Below are 15,872 nucleotides of genomic sequence, written 5' to 3' on the forward strand. Positions count from 1 at the left end.
TTAACGACATGGGACTCGAAGAAAAGCTGCCGAGCGGCTTCCTGCTGACCACCGTCGAGCAGGCCGCGGGCTGGGTGCGCAAGGCGTCCGTCTTCCCGGCCACCTTCGGCCTCGCCTGCTGCGCCATCGAAATGATGACCACCGGCGCCGGCCGCTACGACCTGGCCCGCTTCGGCATGGAGGTCTTCCGCGGCTCACCGCGCCAGGCGGACCTGATGATCGTCGCCGGCCGGGTCAGCCAGAAGATGGCGCCCGTCCTGCGGCAGGTCTACGACCAGATGCCCAACCCCAAGTGGGTGATCTCCATGGGCGTCTGCGCCTCCTCCGGCGGCATGTTCAACAACTACGCGATCGTCCAGGGCGTCGACCACATCGTCCCGGTCGACATCTACCTGCCCGGCTGCCCGCCCCGCCCCGAGATGCTGATGGACGCGATCCTCAAGCTCCACCAGAAGATCCAGTCCTCCAAGCTCGGCGTGAACGCCGAAGAGGCGGCCCGCGAGGCGGAGGAGGCGGCGCTCAAGGCCCTGCCCACGATCGAGATGAAGGGGCTGCTGCGGTGAGCGACGCGAACGGCACCCAGGGAAACCACGGGGTGAACGGCTCCGCGAACGGGGTGAACGGCTCCGCGAACGGGGTGAACCCCGAGAAGGACCTCTCCGCCTCCAACCTCCCCGGCCAGCGCGGCCAGGGCGGCGAGGAGATCCGCGTCCAGCGCGGCATGTTCGGCGCCAACAACGGCGGCGACACCTCCGGCTACGGCGGACTGGTCCGCTCGGTCCGACTCCCGGGACCGGCGACCCGGCCCTACGGCGGCTGGTTCGACGAGGTCGCCGACGAGCTGGAGGGCGCCCTGGAGGAACAGGGACTCCTCCCGCAGAACGCCATCGAGAAGACGGTCGTCGACCGCGGCGAGCTGACCTTCCACATCGAACGCGAGCACCTGGTCCGCGTCGCCCGCACCCTGCGTGACGACCCGGCGCTGCGCTTCGAGCTGTGCACCGGCGTCAGCGGCGTCCACTACCCGCAGGACAAGGGGCGCGAGCTGCACGCCGTCTACCACCTGCGCTCGATCACCCACAACCGGCTGATCCGCCTCGAAGTCAGCGCGCCCGACAGCGACCCGCGCATCCCGTCCCTGGTCTCCGTCTACCCGACGAACGACTGGCACGAGCGCGAGACCTACGACTTCTTCGGCATCGTCTTCGAAGGTCACCCGGCCCTGACGCGGATCATGATGCCGGACGACTGGCAGGGCCACCCGCAGCGCAAGGACTACCCCCTCGGCGGCATCCCCGTCGAGTACAAGGGCGCCCAGATCCCGGCTCCGGACCAGCGGAGGTCGTACTCGTGAGCACGCAGTCAGCATCCGCCGCGTCGGCCGCGTCCGCGCGCGAGACCACCGAGGGCACCGTCTACACGGTCACCGGTGGCGACTGGGACGAGGTCGTCCAGTCCGCGGCCCGCGCCGACGACGAGCGCATCGTCGTCAACATGGGTCCCCAGCACCCGTCCACCCATGGAGTGCTCCGCCTGATCCTGGAGATCGAGGGCGAGACGGTCACCGAGGCCCGCTGCGGCATCGGCTACCTCCACACCGGCATCGAGAAGAACCTCGAATACCGCACGTGGACGCAGGGCACCACGTTCGTGACGCGCATGGACTACCTGACGTCCTTCTTCAACGAGACCGCCTACTGCCTCGCCGTGGAGAAGCTCCTCGGCATCGAGGACCAGATCACCGAGCGCGCCAAGATCATCCGGGTGCTCCTGATGGAGCTGAACCGGTTGTCCTCCCACCTGGTGTGCATCGCCACCGGCGGCATGGAGCTGGGCGCCACCACGATCATGATCTACGGATTCCGTGATCGTGAAATGATTCTCGACATCTACGAGCTGGTCACGGGCCTGCGCATGAACCACGCGTACATCCGGCCCGGCGGACTCGCCCAGGACCTGCCGCCCGGCGCGGTGGACCAGATCCGCGAGTTCGTGAAGAAGATGAAGAAGAACCTCCCGGAGTACGACAAGCTCGCCACCGGGAACCCCATCTTCAAGGCCCGCATGCAGGACGTCGGCTACCTCGACCTCGCCGGCTGCATGGCCCTCGGCGCGACCGGCCCCATCCTGCGCGCCACCGGCCTGCCGCACGACCTGCGCAAGGCCCAGCCGTACTGCGACTACGAGACGTACGACTTCGACGTCCCGACCGCCGACACCTGCGACGCCTACGGCCGCTTCCTCATCCGCCTGGAGGAGATGCGCCAGTCGCTCGGGATCGTCGAACAGTGCCTGGACCGGCTCCAGCCCGGCCCGGTCATGGTCGCCGACAAGAAGATCGCCTGGCCCGCCCAGCTCGCCCTGGGACCGGACGGACTCGGCAACTCCCTCGACCACATCAAGAAGATCATGGGCACCTCCATGGAGGCCCTGATCCACCACTTCAAGCTGGTCACCGAGGGCTTCCGGGTTCCGCCGGGACAGACGTACACGGCCGTCGAGTCACCCAAGGGCGAACTCGGGGTGCACGCGGTCTCCGACGGCGGCACCCGCCCCTACCGGGTCCACTTCCGCGACCCGTCCTTCACCAACCTTCAGGCCATGGCGGCGATGTGCGAGGGCGGCCAGGTCGCCGACGTCATCGTCGCCGTCGCGTCCATCGACCCCGTGATGGGAGGCGTCGACCGGTGACCACCTCTTCTTCGGAGCGGGGCGTCAGCCTGGGCATGCCCGAACTGCCCGCGCCCGCGTACCCGGACGACGTCCGGGCCCGGCTGGAGGCGGACGCGCGCGAAGTGATCGCGCGCTACCCGGACTCCCGGTCCGCCCTGCTGCCGCTGCTCCACCTCGTGCAGTCGGAGGAGGGCCATGTCACGCGCACCGGCATGCGGTTCTGCGCGGACATGCTGGGTCTGACCACGGCCGAGGTCACCGCCGTCGCCACCTTCTACACGATGTACCGGCGCAAGCCGTCCGGTGACTACCAGGTCGGCGTCTGCACCAACACCCTGTGCGCGGTCATGGGCGGCGACGCGATCTTCGAGACCCTCCAGGAGCACCTGGGCGTCGGCAACGGCGAGACCACGGACGACGGCAAGGTCACCCTGGAGCACATCGAGTGCAACGCGGCCTGCGACTACGCGCCGGTCGTGATGGTCAACTGGGAGTTCTTCGACAACCAGACCCCGGCGAGCGCCAAGCACCTGGTCGACGATCTGCGGGCGGGGCGCCCCGTGCAGCCCACGCGCGGGGCGCGCCTGTGCACCTTCAAGGAGACCGCGCGGATCCTGGCCGGCTTCCCCGACGAGCGGCCCGGGGCCGTCGAGGAGGGCGGCAGTGCGGGACCCGCGTCGCTGGTGGGCCTCCGCCTGGCAAGGGGAGAGGCCGCACCCGCGCGCGTGGTCCATCCGCGCGGAGGTCCGCATGAGGAGTCGCAGGACAGGGTGCACGAGCCGTCGCCGGCCGAGCACCTGAGCTCCCATGACGCGCCGCAGGACACATCGGCCTCCGACCCTGCCCACCCCGCGGGGCCTGCCGCAGAGGAGGGGGAGTGATGACCGTGGTATCCGAGGTCAAGGACCCGAGCCCGGAGAAGCTGCTCGCACCCGTGCTGTCGGCCTTCTGGGACGACGACCGGTCCTGGACTCTGGACGTCTACCGGAGGCACGAGGGGTACGAGGGGCTCCGCAAGGCCCTCGCCATGTCGCCGGACGACCTGATCGCGTACGTCAAGGACTCCGGGCTGCGGGGCCGCGGCGGCGCGGGATTCCCGACCGGGATGAAGTGGCAGTTCATCCCTCAGGGCGATGGGAAACCGCACTATCTAGTTGTCAACGCCGACGAGTCGGAACCGGGCACCTGCAAGGACATCCCGCTCCTCTTCGCGAACCCGCACAGCCTCATCGAGGGCATCGTGATCGCGTGCTACGCCATCCGGTCGTCGCATGCCTTCATCTATCTGCGGGGTGAAGTCGTCCCCGTTCTGCGGCGGTTGCACGAGGCCGTGCGCGAGGCCTACGCGGCGGGCTACCTCGGCGAGAACATCCTGGGCAGCGGACTCGATCTCCAGCTCACCGTGCACGCGGGCGCCGGCGCGTACATCTGCGGTGAGGAGACCGCACTGCTCGACTCGCTCGAAGGCCGCCGTGGTCAACCGCGGCTCCGTCCCCCCTTCCCTGCGGTGGAAGGCCTCTACGCCTGTCCCACTGTGGTGAACAACGTCGAGTCGATCGCGTCGGTTCCCGCCATCCTGAAAAACGGCAAGGACTGGTTCAGGTCGATGGGCAGCGAGAAGTCCCCGGGCTTCACGCTCTACTCGCTCAGCGGCCATGTCGCGAGCCCCGGCCAGTACGAGGCCCCGCTCGGCATCACGCTGCGCCAGCTCCTCGACATGAGCGGCGGCATGCGGCCGGGCCACCGCCTGAAGTTCTGGACGCCGGGCGGCTCCTCCACGCCGATGTTCACCGACGAGCACCTCGACGTCCCCCTCGACTACGAGGGCGTCGGCGCCGCCGGCTCCATGCTCGGCACCAAGGCGCTCCAGTGCTTCGACGAGACGACCTGCGTGGTGCGGGCGGTGACCCGCTGGACCGAGTTCTACGCCCACGAGTCCTGCGGCAAGTGCACACCCTGCCGCGAAGGGACGTACTGGCTGGTGCAGTTGCTGCGGGACATCGAGGCCGGCAAGGGCGTGATGTCGGACCTCGACAAGCTCAACGACATCGCCGACAACATCAACGGCAAGTCCTTCTGCGCCCTCGGCGACGGCGCCGCGTCCCCGATCTTCTCCTCGCTGAAGTACTTCCGCGAGGAGTACGAGCAGCACATCACGGGCCGGGGCTGCCCCTTCGACCCGGCCAAGTCGACGGCCTGGGCGGACCGCCCGGAGGTGAACGCATGACCGTGACCACCAGTGCTCCCGCGGGTGGGGGAGAGGCGGCGGTCCCGCCGGAGGACCTCGTCACGCTGACGATCGACGGCATCGAGATCAGCGTGCCCAAGGGCACCCTGGTCATCCGGGCCGCCGAGCAGCTCGGCATCGAGATCCCGCGCTTCTGCGACCACCCCCTGCTGGACCCGGCCGGCGCCTGCCGCCAGTGCATCGTCGAGGTCGAGGGCCAGCGCAAGCCGATGGCGTCCTGCACGATCACGTGCACGGACGGCATGGTCGTGAAGACCCAGCTGACCTCGCCGGTCGCCGAGAAGGCACAGCACGGTGTGATGGAGCTGCTGCTCATCAACCACCCGCTGGACTGCCCGGTCTGCGACAAGGGCGGCGAGTGCCCGCTGCAGAACCAGGCGATGTCGCACGGCAACGCCGAGTCCCGCTTCGACGGCAAGAAGCGGACCTACGAGAAGCCCGTACCGATCTCCACCCAGGTGCTGCTCGACCGCGAGCGGTGCGTGCTGTGCGCCCGCTGCACCCGCTTCTCCAACCAGATCGCGGGCGACCCCATGATCGAGCTGGTCGAGCGGGGCGCGCTCCAGCAGGTCGGCACCGGCGAGGGAGACCCGTTCGAGTCGTACTTCTCCGGCAACACCATCCAGATCTGCCCGGTGGGCGCGCTCACCTCGGCCGCCTACCGGTTCCGCTCCCGCCCCTTCGACCTCGTCTCCTCCCCGTCGGTGTGCGAGCACTGCTCCGGCGGTTGCGCCACCCGCACCGACCACCGGCGCGGCAAGGTCATGCGGCGGCTCGCCGCCTACGACCCCGAGGTCAACGAGGAGTGGATCTGCGACAAGGGACGCTTCGCGTTCCGGTACGCGCAGCAGAAGGACCGCCTCGACACGCCGCTGGTGCGCAACGCCGACGGTGTCCTGGAGCCCGCCTCCTGGCCGGAGGCCCTGGAGGTGGCCGCGCGGGGCCTGAGCGCCGCCCGCTCCCGGGCCGGTGTCCTCATCGGGGGCCGGCTGACCGTCGAGGACGCCTACGCGTACAGCAAGTTCGCGCGCGTGGTGCTCGACACCAACGACATCGACTTCCGCGCGCGCGTGCACAGCGGCGAGGAGGCCGACTTCCTGGCGGCCCGGGTGGCCGGCCGGGGCCGGGACCTCGGGGGGTCCCCCCGGACGGAGTCCTGGGAAGGCACGGGTGCCACGTACACCTCCCTGGAGAAGGCGCCCGCCGTCCTGCTGGTCGGCTTCGAGTCGGAGGAGGAGGCACCCGGCGTCTTCCTGCGGCTGCGCAAGGCCTGGCGCAAGCGCAAGCAGCGGGTGTTCTCGCTGGCCACGCACGCCACCCGGGGCCTGGAGAAGGCGGGCGGCACGCTGCTGCCGGCCGCGCCGGGCACCGAGACGGAGTGGCTGGACGCGCTCGCGAGCGGCGTCGGCCTGGAGGAGCCCGGCACGCTCGCCGCGGAGGCCCTGCGCGCCGAGGGCGCCGTCATCGTCGTGGGGGAGCGGCTGGCCGGTGTCGCGGGCGGACTCACCGCCGCGCTGCGCGCCGCCACCGCGACCGGCGCCGAACTGGTGTGGATCCCGCGCCGGGCCGGTGAGCGCGGCGCCGTCGAGATGGGCGCGCTGCCCTCGCTGCTGCCGGGCGGTCGCCCGGCGACCGACCCGCGCGCGCGGGAGGAGGTCGCCGCGGCCTGGGGCCTCACCGAACTCCCGGCGCGCTACGGACGCGACACCCACCAGATCGTCGAGGCCGCCGCCACCGGCGAACTCTCGGCGCTCCTGGTCGCCGGAGTGGAGGTCGCCGACCTGCCCGACCCGGCACGCGCGCGTGAGGCGCTGGAGAACGTCGGCTTCCTGGTGTCGCTGGAGCTGCGGCCCAGCGAGGTCACCGCCCGCGCCGACGTCGTCCTGCCGGTCGCCGCGGTCGCCGAGAAGGCGGGCACCTTCCTCAACTGGGAAGGCCGCGTGCGCTTCTTCGAGGCCGCGCTCAAGCCCGACCAGATGACCCGCCCGCTCGCGCCGACCGACACACGGGTGCTGCACATGCTCGCCGACGCCATGGACGGTGCCGAAGGCGCCGACGGGCGCCGCCTGCTGGGCCTGCCGGACCTGCGCACCACGCGCGCGGAGATCGACCGGCTCGGCTCCTGGGACGGCCCCCGTGCCTCGGGGCCCATGGAGATCGCGGGCGCGCTGCCCCGCCCGGCCGCCGGGGAGGCCGTGCTCGCCGGGCACCGGCTGCTGCTCGACCAGGGCGTCCTCCAGGAGGGCGACGAGGCGCTCGCCGGAACCCGGCACGCCGCACGCGCGCGCGTGTCCGCCGCGACGGCCGCCGAGGCGGGCGTCGCGGACGGCGAGATCCTGACCGTCACCGGCCCCGCCGGCACGGTCGGACTGCCCTTGCAGATCACCGAGATGCCCGACCGGGTGGTCTGGCTCCCGCTGAACTCCGTCGGTGCCGGCGTCGCCTCCGACACCGGGGCACGGCCCGGCTCCCTCGTCCGCATCGGCCCGGCGGCAGTCGCCGAAGAGGCCCCCAAGGAGGTGGAGGCATGAGCCCGTACCTCGCCGCTGAAGACCTCTCGATGTTCGGCCGCGACCCCTGGTGGCTGGTCGTCGTCAAAGCGGTCTTCTGCTTCGCGTTCCTGATGGTGACCGTGCTGTTCTCCATCGTCTGGGAGCGCAAGGTCGTCGCCTGGATGCAGTTGCGCATCGGCCCCAACCGGCACGGCCCCTGGGGCATGCTCCAGTCGCTCGCCGACGGCGTGAAGCTGATGCTCAAGGAAGACCTCATCGTCAAGCGCGCGGACAAGGTGGTCTACGTCCTCGCGCCGATCGTCGCGGCCATCCCGGCCTTCATGGCGATCGCGGTGATCCCCTTCGGACCGGCCGGCAACGAGATCTCGATCTTCGGCCACCGCACCACGATGCAGCTCACCGACCTGCCGATCGCGATGCTCTACATCCTCGCCATCGCCTCGGTCGGCATCTACGGCATCGTGCTGGCGGGCTGGAGCTCCGGGTCCACCTACCCGCTCCTGGGCGGCCTGCGCTCCTGCGCGCAGATGATCTCGTACGAGATCGCCATGGGCGCCGCGTTCGCCTCCGTGTTCCTCTACTCGGGGTCGATGTCGACGTCCACGATCGTGGCGCAGCAGCACGACCGCTGGTACATCCTGCTGCTGCCGGTCTCCTTCATCCTGTACATCGTCACCATGGTCGGCGAGACCAACCGCGCCCCCTTCGACATGCCGGAGTCCGAGGGCGACCTGGTCGGCGGCTTCAACACCGAGTACTCGTCGATCAAGTTCGCGATGTTCATGCTCGCCGAGTACGTGAACATGGTGACGGTCTCGGCCGTCTCGACCACCCTGTTCCTCGGCGGCTGGCGCGCCCCCTGGCCGGTCAGCTCCTTCTGGGAGGGCGCGAACCACGGCTGGTGGCCGCTGCTCTGGTTCGTCATCAAGGTGCAGCTGCTGCTGTTCTTCTTCATCTGGCTGCGCGGCACGCTCCCGCGCGTCCGCTACGACCAGCTGATGAAGCTCGGCTGGAAGGTCCTCATCCCGGTCTCGTTGACCTGGCTGATGCTGGTCGCGACCGTCCGCGCCCTGCGCAACGAGAACTACGACTTCGCCGACATCGCCCTCTACGTCGGCGGCGGTGTCCTCGCCCTGCTGCTGGTCTCCTTCGTCGCGGACATGTTCCGCGACAAGGCCGGGCCGGCCGAGGAGCCCGCCGGCCGGCAGCCGGCGTTCGACCCGATGGCGGGCGGGTTCCCGGTGCCGCCGTTGCCCGGGCAGGAGCTGCCGCCGGCGCCGCGGCGCCGCCCCCGGTGGGGCGAGCGGGAGCTGATTGTCAGTGTTGGACCGGACACTGTCAGTGACGGAACTTCGGATGGAAAGGAGGCGTCCGATGGCTGAGGAGCCTCAGGAGTCCGGGCGGACCGAGCCCGGCTTCCAGAACCCCGTGGCCGGCTTCGGCGTGACCTTCAAGGCCATGTTCAAGAAGCGGCTGACCGAGCAGTACCCGGAGCAGAAGAAGACCACGGCTCCGCGGTTCCACGGACGGCACCAGCTCAACCGCCATCCGGACGGCCTGGAGAAGTGCGTCGGCTGCGAGCTGTGCGCCTGGGCCTGCCCCGCCGATGCCATCTACGTGGAGGGCGCCGACAACACCGACGAGGAGCGCTACTCGCCGGGCGAGCGGTACGGCCGCGTCTACCAGATCAACTACGCCCGCTGCATCCTGTGCGGGCTGTGCATCGAGGCGTGCCCCACGCGCGCGCTGACGATGACGAACGAGTTCGAACTGGCCGACTCCAGCCGCGCCAACCTCATCTACACCAAGGAGCAGCTGCTCGCCGGACTCGAAGAGGGCATGGTCGACACGCCGCACTCGATCTTCCCGGGGACCGACGAACAGGACTACTACCGCGGCCTGGTGACGCAGGCCGCGCCCGGCACGGTCCGTCAGGTGGCCGTCTCCAAGGGCGAGGTCCCGCAGGAGGCCGCCTCCACCTTCGGCGAGGACGAGCCGGCCTCGGAGAAGGTGATCGGCCGATGACCGCGCAGCACCTCGCCGCCTACACCACCTCCACCGGTGAGGCCTTCCAGTTCTGGGTCCTCGGCACGGTCGCGGTGATCGGCGCCCTGTGCACCGTCTTCATGAAGAAGGCCGTGCACAGCGCGCTCTGCCTCGCCGGCACCATGATCGTCCTCGCGGTGTTCTACCTCGCCAACGGTGCCTACTTCCTCGGGATCGTGCAGATCGTCGTCTACACCGGCGCGATCATGATGCTGTTCCTGTTCGTGGTGATGCTCGTAGGCGTCACGGCCGCGGACTCCCTGAAGGAGACCATCAAGGGCCAGCGCTGGCTGGCCCTTCTGTGCGGGGTCGGCTTCGGGGTCCTGCTGTTCGCCGGCATCGCCAACGCCTCCCTGAAGGAGTTCACCGGCACCGGCCGGGCGAACGCGAACGGCAATGTGGAGGGGCTGGCGTCCCTCATCTTCACCAAGTACGTCTTCGCGTTCGAGATCACCGGCGCGCTGCTCATCACGGCCGCGGTCGGCGCCATGGTGCTCACCCACCGGGAGCGCACCGAGCGCGCCAAGACGCAGCGCGAGCTGTCCGAACAGCGCGTCCGCGAGGGGAAGCACCTCCCGCCGCTGCCCGCCCCCGGTGTCTACGCCCGGCACAACGCCGTGGACATCGCGGGTCTGCTGCCCGACGGCACCCCGTCCGAGCTGACCGTCAGCAAGACGCTGCGCGAACGCGGGCAGATCCGTGACGTGTCCACCGAGGCGCTCAACGACCTGCGGGCGCTGGAGCAGCGCGCGGAGGAGCGCCTGGAGCGCCGGGCGATCGAGCCGGAGACGTTCAAGCGGCCCGAGGAGGCGTCGAAGTGAACCCGGTCAACTACCTCTACCTCGCCGCCCTGTTGTTCACGATCGGCGCGACCGGCGTCCTGATCCGGCGCAACGCCATCGTGGTCTTCATGTGCATCGAGCTGATGCTGAACGCCTGCAACCTCGCGTTCGTCACCTTCTCCCGGCTGCACGGCAACCTCGACGGCCAGATCATCGCCTTCTTCACGATGGTCGTCGCCGCCGCGGAGGTCGTGGTGGGCCTCGCGATCATCGTGTCGCTGTTCCGTGCCCGCCACTCGGCCTCGGTCGACGACGCCAGCCTGATGAAGCTGTAAGGGGTCGGAAGAATCGTGGAGAACCTGATCGCGCTGCTCATCGCGGCGCCCCTGCTCGGAGCGGCCGTCCTCTTGGTCGGTGGCCGGCGCCTGGACCGCGTCGGCCACTGGATCGGCACGCTCCTGTCGGCCGCCTCCTTCGTGTTCGGCCTCATCCTCTTCGCCGACCTGCTCGGCAAGGGCGCGGAGCAGCGCACCCTGACGCAGCACCTGTTCAGCTGGGTCCCGGTGGCCGGCTTCCAGGCGGACGTCACCTTCCGCCTGGACCAGCTGTCCATGACGTTCGTGCTGCTCATCACGGGCGTCGGCTCGCTGATCCACCTGTACTCGGTCGGGTACATGGAGCACGACGAGCGCCGCCGCCGCTTCTTCGGCTATCTGAACCTGTTCCTCGCGGCGATGCTGCTGCTCGTCCTCGCCGACAACTACCTGCTGCTGTACGTCGGCTGGGAGGGCGTCGGTCTCGCCTCGTACCTGCTGATCGGCTTCTGGCAGCACAAGCCCAGCGCCGCCACGGCCGCGAAGAAGGCCTTCCTGGTCAACCGGGTCGGCGACATGGGCCTGTCGATCGCGATCATGCTGATGTTCACCACCTTCGGCAGCTTCGCCTTCGGCCCGGTCCTCAGCCACACCGGTGACACCTCCGAGGGCAAGCTCACCGCGATCGGCCTGATGCTGCTGCTCGCCGCCTGCGGCAAGTCCGCCCAGGTGCCGTTGCAGTCCTGGCTCGGGGACGCCATGGAGGGCCCGACCCCGGTCTCCGCCCTCATCCACGCGGCGACGATGGTGACCGCGGGCGTCTACCTGATCGTCCGCTCCGGCGCCATCTTCAACGCCGCCCCCGACGCGCAGCTGGCCGTCACGGTCGTCGGCGCCGTCACGCTCCTGTTCGGTGCGATCGTCGGTTGCGCCAAGGACGACATCAAGAAGGCGCTGGCCGGCTCGACCATGTCGCAGATCGGCTACATGGTCCTCGCGGCGGGCCTCGGCCCCATCGGCTACGTCTTCGCGATCATGCACCTGGTGACGCACGGCTTCTTCAAGGCCGGGCTGTTCCTCGGCGCGGGTTCCGTGATGCACGGCATGAACGACGAGGTCGACATGCGCCGCTACGGCGGCCTGCGCAGGTACATGCCGGTCACGTTCATCACCTTCGGCCTCGGCTACCTCGCCATCATCGGCTTCCCCGGCCTGTCCGGCTTCTTCTCCAAGGACAAGATCATCGAGGCGGCGTTCGCCAAGGGCGGCACCGAGGGCTGGATCCTCGGCGGCGCGGCCCTGCTGGGCGCGGCCATCACCGCCTTCTACATGACGCGCGTGATGCTGATGACGTTCTTCGGCGAGGAACGGTGGCGCAACGCCCCGACCCCGTCCCCGGCCGAGCCCAGCGTGGAGCCCGCCGCCGAGACCCGTGGCGAGCACGCCGAGCCGCACCCGCACGAGTCCCCGAAGGTCATGACGATCCCCATGATCGTCCTCGCCGTCGGCTCGGTCTTCGGCGGTGCCTTCTTCAGCATCGGCGACCGCTTCCTCAACTGGCTGGAGCCCGTCACGGGCCACAGCGAGGGCGACTCCCCGCTCAGCGCGGCCACGGTCACCGGCGCCACCATGGTGTGCCTGGTCGTCGGCGTCGCCATCGCCTGGGCCCAGTACGGCCGCAAGCCCGTCCCGGCCGTCGCCCCGCGCGGCTCCCTGCTCACCCGGGCGGCCCGCCGCGACCTGCTCCAGGACGACTTCAACCACGTGGTCCTGGTGCGCGGCGGCGAGCACCTGACGCGCTCCCTGGTCTACGTCGACCACACCCTGGTCGACGGCGTCGTCAACGGCACGGCGGCCGGCTTCGGCGGCCTGTCCGGACGGCTGCGCCGGCTCCAGAACGGCTTCGCCCGCTCCTACGCGGTCTCGATGTTCGGCGGCGCGGCACTCCTGGTCGCCGCGACCCTGCTGATGAGGGCGGTCTGATACCGATGTCCTTCCCCCTGTTGACAGCGACGGCGGCGCTCCCGGCCCTCGGGGCGGTGGCCACGGCCGCCGTACCGGCCGCCCGGCGCACCGCCGCCAAATGGCTGGCGCTGGTCGTCTCGCTCGCCACGCTCGCCCTGGCGATCACCGTCCTGGTCCGCTTCGACCCGGACGGCTCCCGCTACCAGCTCACCGAGTCCCACGCCTGGATCAAGGACTTCGGGGTCAGGTACGAACTGGGCGTCGACGGCATCGCGGTCGCGCTGATCGCGCTGACCGCCGTACTGATCCCGTTCATCATCCTCGCGGGCTGGCACGACGCCGACCCGCTGGAGACCGGCAGCCGCCGCTGGCGGCCCACCCAGGGCTTCTTCGCGCTGATCCTGGCCGTGGAGGCGATGGTGATCGTCTCCTTCGAGGCCACCGACGTCTTCCTCTTCTACATCTTCTTCGAAGCCATGCTCATCCCGATGTACTTCCTCATCGGCGGCTTCGGGGACCGTGCCCATGAGCACGGCGAGGAGACGGCCGCCACGCAGCGGTCGTACGCGGCGGTGAAGTTCCTGCTCTACAACCTGGCCGGCGGTCTGATCATGCTGGCCGCGGTGATCGGCCTGTACGTGGTCGCCGGGAACTTCTCGCTCACGGCGATCGCCGAGGCCCGCGCGAACGGCTCGCTGCACATGGCGACCAGCACCGAACGCTGGCTGTTCCTCGGTTTCTTCTTCGCCTTCGCGGTGAAGGCGCCGCTGTGGCCGCTGCACACCTGGCTGCCCAACGCCATGCAGGAGTCCACCGCCCCGGTGGCCGTCCTCATCACCGCGGTCGTCGACAAGGTGGGCACCTTCGCGATGCTCCGCTTCTGCCTCCAGCTGTTCCCGGAGGCGTCGAAGTGGGCGACGCCCGTCATCCTCGTCCTGGCGCTCATCAGCATCGTCTACGGCGCACTGCTCGCCGTCGGCCAGCGGGACATCAAGCGCCTGGTGGCCTACGCGTCGATCTCGCACTTCGGCTTCATCATCATGGGCATCTTCGCGATGACCAGCCAGGGCCAGTCGGGCGCCACGCTCTACATGGTCAACCACGGCATCTCCACGGCCGCCCTGATGCTGGTCGCCGGCTTCCTCATCTCCCGGCGCGGCTCCCGGCTCATCGCCGACTACGGAGGCGTGCAGAAGGTCGCCCCGGTGCTCGCCGGCACCTTCCTGATCGGCGGCCTCGCCACCCTCTCGCTGCCCGGACTGGCGCCGTTCGTCAGCGAGTTCCTCGTCCTGGTCGGCACGTTCACGCGCTACCCGGTGATCGGCGTCATCGCCACCTTCGGCATCGTCCTCGCCGCGCTGTACACGCTCGTGCTGTACCAGCGGACGATGACGGGCCCGGTGAAGCCGGAGGTCTCCGCGATGCCCGACCTCCGCGTGCGTGAGCTGGTGGTCGTCGCCCCGCTGATCGTGCTGCTGATCTTCCTGGGCGTCTATCCGAAGCCCGTGACGGACATCGTCAACCCGGCGGTCAAGCAGACCATGTCCGACGTCCAGAAGAAGGACCCCAAGCCCGAGGTGGAGGCGGCCAAGTGAGCGCACCAGCCGTCCACAGTCTGTGGACAACCGCGGCCGAACCGATCTCGAAGATCGACGCGCCGAAGATCGAATACGGACAATTGTCGCCGACGCTGATCGTCATCGGCGCGGCGCTGGTCGGGGTGCTCATCGAGGCGTTCGTGCCGCGCCGGTCCCGCTACTACGCGCAGGTGTTCGTGTCCGTCGTCGCCCTGTGCGCCGCGTTCGCCGCGGTCGTCGCGCTCGCGGCCGACGGGTTCGGCACCACGAAGGCGCACATCGCGGCGATGGGCGCCATCGCGGTCGACGGCCCGGCCCTCTTCCTCCAGGGCACGATCCTGCTGGCCGGCCTGGTCGGCCTGTTCACCTTCGCCGAGCGGCGCCTGGACCCGGCGGCGCACGGCAACCGGGTCGACTCCTTCGCCGCGCAGGCCGCCTCCGTACCCGGCAGCGACAGCGAGCAGGCCGCCGTGAAGGCGGGCTTCACCACCACGGAGGTCTTCCCGCTGCTGCTCTTCGCGGTCGGCGGCATGCTGATCTTCCCGGCGGCGAACGACCTGGTGACCCTGTTCGTGGCCCTGGAGGTCTTCTCCCTGCCGCTGTACCTGCTGTGCGCGCTGGCCCGCCGCAAGCGGCTGATGTCGCAGGAGGCCGCGGTCAAGTACTTCCTGCTGGGCGCGTTCGCCTCCGCGTTCACCCTGTTCGGCATCGCGCTGCTGTACGGCTACGCGGGCTCGATGTCGTACGCGCGCATCGCCCAGGTCGTCGACGGCACGGTCACCGACGTCGACCCGGCCCTCGCCAACACCATGGGCAACGACGCGCTGCTGCTGGTCGGCGGCGCCATGCTCCTGATGGGCCTGCTGTTCAAGGTGGGCGCGGTGCCGTTCCACATGTGGACGCCCGACGTCTACCAGGGCGCGCCCACCCCGGTGACCGGCTTCATGGCCGCGGCGACGAAGGTGGCCGCGTTCGGCGCGCTGCTGCGCCTGCTGTACGTCGTCCTGCCCGGGCTGCGCTGGGACTGGCGGCCGGTCATGTGGGCCGTGGCGATCATCACCATGCTCGGCGGTGCGATCGTCGCCATCACCCAGACCGACATCAAGCGGCTGCTGGCGTACTCGTCCATCGCGCACGCCGGGTTCATCCTCGCGGGTGTGATCGCCACCTCGAAGGACGGCGTGTCGTCGGTGCTGTTCTACCTGGCGGGCTACTCCTTCGTCACGATCGGCGCGTTCGCCGTGGTCACGCTGGTGCGCGACGCGGGCGGCGAGGCGACCCACCTGTCGAAGTGGGCGGGCCTCGGCCGTCGCTCGCCGCTGGTGGCGGCCGTGTTCGCGGTGTTCCTGCTGGCCTTCGCCGGTATCCCGCTGACCTCCGGGTTCGCCGGGAAGTTCGCCGTGTTCAAGGCGGCGGCGGACGGCGGCGCGGCCCCGCTGGTCGTGATCGGTGTGATCTCCTCGGCCATCGCCGCGTTCTTTTACATCCGCGTGATCGTGCTGATGTTCTTCAGCGAGCCGCGGCCGGAGGGCCCGACCGTCGCCGTCCCGTCACCGCTGACCACGCTCGCGATCGGGCTGGGCGTGGCCGTGACGCTGGTCCTCGGCGTGGCGCCGCAGTACTTCCTGGACCTGGCGAACCAGGCGGGGGTCTTCGTGCGCTGACGCCCGCGGGCCCGCGCCGCTGCCCGGCACCCTCACCGGAGGGTGCCGGGCAGCGGTGTTCTCCGGGGTCACGCCGGCGACGGCTGACCG

At 69.9% G+C, this 15,872-nt stretch carries 13 protein-coding genes; all 13 read left to right on the plus strand.

Going from position 1 to position 15,872, the window contains the following annotated elements; genetic code table 11:
* Nucleotides 1-8 precede the first annotated feature (8 nt).
* Genes IE273_RS18980 through nuoN form a run of 13 tightly spaced genes read left to right on the plus strand, consistent with a single transcriptional unit; the run spans nucleotide 9 to nucleotide 15,782 of the window.
* On the plus strand, nucleotides 9-563 hold the full coding sequence (locus tag IE273_RS18980) for a NuoB/complex I 20 kDa subunit family protein (protein WP_007383964.1): 555 nt from the start codon (nucleotides 9-11) through the stop codon (nucleotides 561-563).
* Nucleotides 560-1,354, plus strand: a complete 795-nt coding sequence (locus IE273_RS18985) for an NADH-quinone oxidoreductase subunit C (protein WP_373309369.1) — start codon at nucleotides 560-562, stop codon at nucleotides 1,352-1,354. The genes IE273_RS18980 and IE273_RS18985 overlap by 4 nt, the downstream gene beginning before the upstream one ends.
* Nucleotides 1,351-2,691 carry an NADH-quinone oxidoreductase subunit D gene (locus IE273_RS18990; RefSeq protein WP_189816392.1) on the plus strand — a complete coding sequence of 447 codons (1,341 nt, stop codon included), beginning with the start codon at nucleotides 1,351-1,353 and terminating at the stop codon, nucleotides 2,689-2,691. The genes IE273_RS18985 and IE273_RS18990 overlap by 4 nt, the downstream gene beginning before the upstream one ends.
* Nucleotides 2,688-3,554, plus strand: a complete 867-nt coding sequence (nuoE, locus tag IE273_RS18995; protein WP_189816393.1) for an NADH-quinone oxidoreductase subunit NuoE — start codon at nucleotides 2,688-2,690, stop codon at nucleotides 3,552-3,554. Before IE273_RS18990 ends, nuoE begins: the two co-directional genes overlap by 4 nt.
* Entirely contained in the window at nucleotides 3,554-4,900 is a 1,347-nt protein-coding gene (nuoF, locus tag IE273_RS19000; protein WP_041665426.1) for an NADH-quinone oxidoreductase subunit NuoF, read from the plus strand. Before nuoE ends, nuoF begins: the two co-directional genes overlap by 1 nt.
* Nucleotides 4,897-7,452 carry an NADH-quinone oxidoreductase subunit G gene (locus IE273_RS19005; RefSeq protein ID WP_189816394.1) on the plus strand — a complete coding sequence of 852 codons (2,556 nt, stop codon included), beginning with the start codon at nucleotides 4,897-4,899 and terminating at the stop codon, nucleotides 7,450-7,452. The genes nuoF and IE273_RS19005 overlap by 4 nt, the downstream gene beginning before the upstream one ends.
* Nucleotides 7,449-8,816, plus strand: a complete 1,368-nt coding sequence (nuoH, locus tag IE273_RS19010) for an NADH-quinone oxidoreductase subunit NuoH (RefSeq protein WP_189816395.1) — start codon at nucleotides 7,449-7,451, stop codon at nucleotides 8,814-8,816. The genes IE273_RS19005 and nuoH overlap by 4 nt, the downstream gene beginning before the upstream one ends.
* A complete protein-coding gene (gene nuoI, locus IE273_RS19015) occupies nucleotides 8,809-9,459 on the plus strand; it encodes an NADH-quinone oxidoreductase subunit NuoI (RefSeq protein ID WP_189816396.1) in 651 nt (216 codons plus the stop codon). The genes nuoH and nuoI overlap by 8 nt, the downstream gene beginning before the upstream one ends.
* The gene (locus IE273_RS19020) at nucleotides 9,456-10,301 is read left to right on the plus strand and encodes an NADH-quinone oxidoreductase subunit J (RefSeq protein WP_189816397.1); all 846 of its coding nucleotides are present in this window, start codon (nucleotides 9,456-9,458) and stop codon (nucleotides 10,299-10,301) included. The genes nuoI and IE273_RS19020 overlap by 4 nt, the downstream gene beginning before the upstream one ends.
* Entirely contained in the window at nucleotides 10,298-10,597 is a 300-nt protein-coding gene (gene nuoK / locus IE273_RS19025) for an NADH-quinone oxidoreductase subunit NuoK (RefSeq protein WP_189816398.1), read from the plus strand. Before IE273_RS19020 ends, nuoK begins: the two co-directional genes overlap by 4 nt.
* A 15-nt stretch (nucleotides 10,598-10,612) precedes the next feature.
* Nucleotides 10,613-12,559, plus strand: a complete 1,947-nt coding sequence (gene nuoL / locus IE273_RS19030; protein ID WP_189816399.1) for an NADH-quinone oxidoreductase subunit L — start codon at nucleotides 10,613-10,615, stop codon at nucleotides 12,557-12,559.
* 5 nt (nucleotides 12,560-12,564) lie between these two features.
* A complete protein-coding gene (locus IE273_RS19035) occupies nucleotides 12,565-14,136 on the plus strand; it encodes an NADH-quinone oxidoreductase subunit M (RefSeq protein ID WP_189816400.1) in 1,572 nt (523 codons plus the stop codon).
* On the plus strand, nucleotides 14,133-15,782 hold the full coding sequence (gene nuoN, locus IE273_RS19040) for an NADH-quinone oxidoreductase subunit NuoN (RefSeq protein ID WP_189816401.1): 1,650 nt from the start codon (nucleotides 14,133-14,135) through the stop codon (nucleotides 15,780-15,782). The genes IE273_RS19035 and nuoN overlap by 4 nt, the downstream gene beginning before the upstream one ends.
* Nucleotides 15,783-15,872: the final 90 nt, after the last annotated feature.

This window comes from Streptomyces olivaceoviridis (assembly GCF_014650115.1).
Classification (GTDB): Bacteria; Actinomycetota; Actinomycetes; order Streptomycetales; family Streptomycetaceae; genus Streptomyces; species Streptomyces olivaceoviridis.

Excerpts from the sequence above, each read along its gene's own strand:
- IE273_RS19035 (WP_189816400.1), top strand. The coding sequence starts at position 12,565 with ATGTCCTTCCCCCTGTTGACAGCGACGGCGGCGCTCCCGGCCCTCGGG.
- IE273_RS18980 (WP_007383964.1), top strand. The coding sequence starts at position 9 with ATGGGACTCGAAGAAAAGCTGCCGAGCGGCTTCCTGCTGACCACCGTC.
- nuoF (WP_041665426.1), top strand. The coding sequence starts at position 3,554 with ATGACCGTGGTATCCGAGGTCAAGGACCCGAGCCCGGAGAAGCTGCTC.
- IE273_RS19005 (WP_189816394.1), top strand. The coding sequence starts at position 4,897 with ATGACCGTGACCACCAGTGCTCCCGCGGGTGGGGGAGAGGCGGCGGTC.
- IE273_RS19020 (WP_189816397.1), top strand. The coding sequence starts at position 9,456 with ATGACCGCGCAGCACCTCGCCGCCTACACCACCTCCACCGGTGAGGCC.
- nuoI (WP_189816396.1), top strand. The coding sequence starts at position 8,809 with ATGGCTGAGGAGCCTCAGGAGTCCGGGCGGACCGAGCCCGGCTTCCAG.
- nuoH (WP_189816395.1), top strand. The coding sequence starts at position 7,449 with ATGAGCCCGTACCTCGCCGCTGAAGACCTCTCGATGTTCGGCCGCGAC.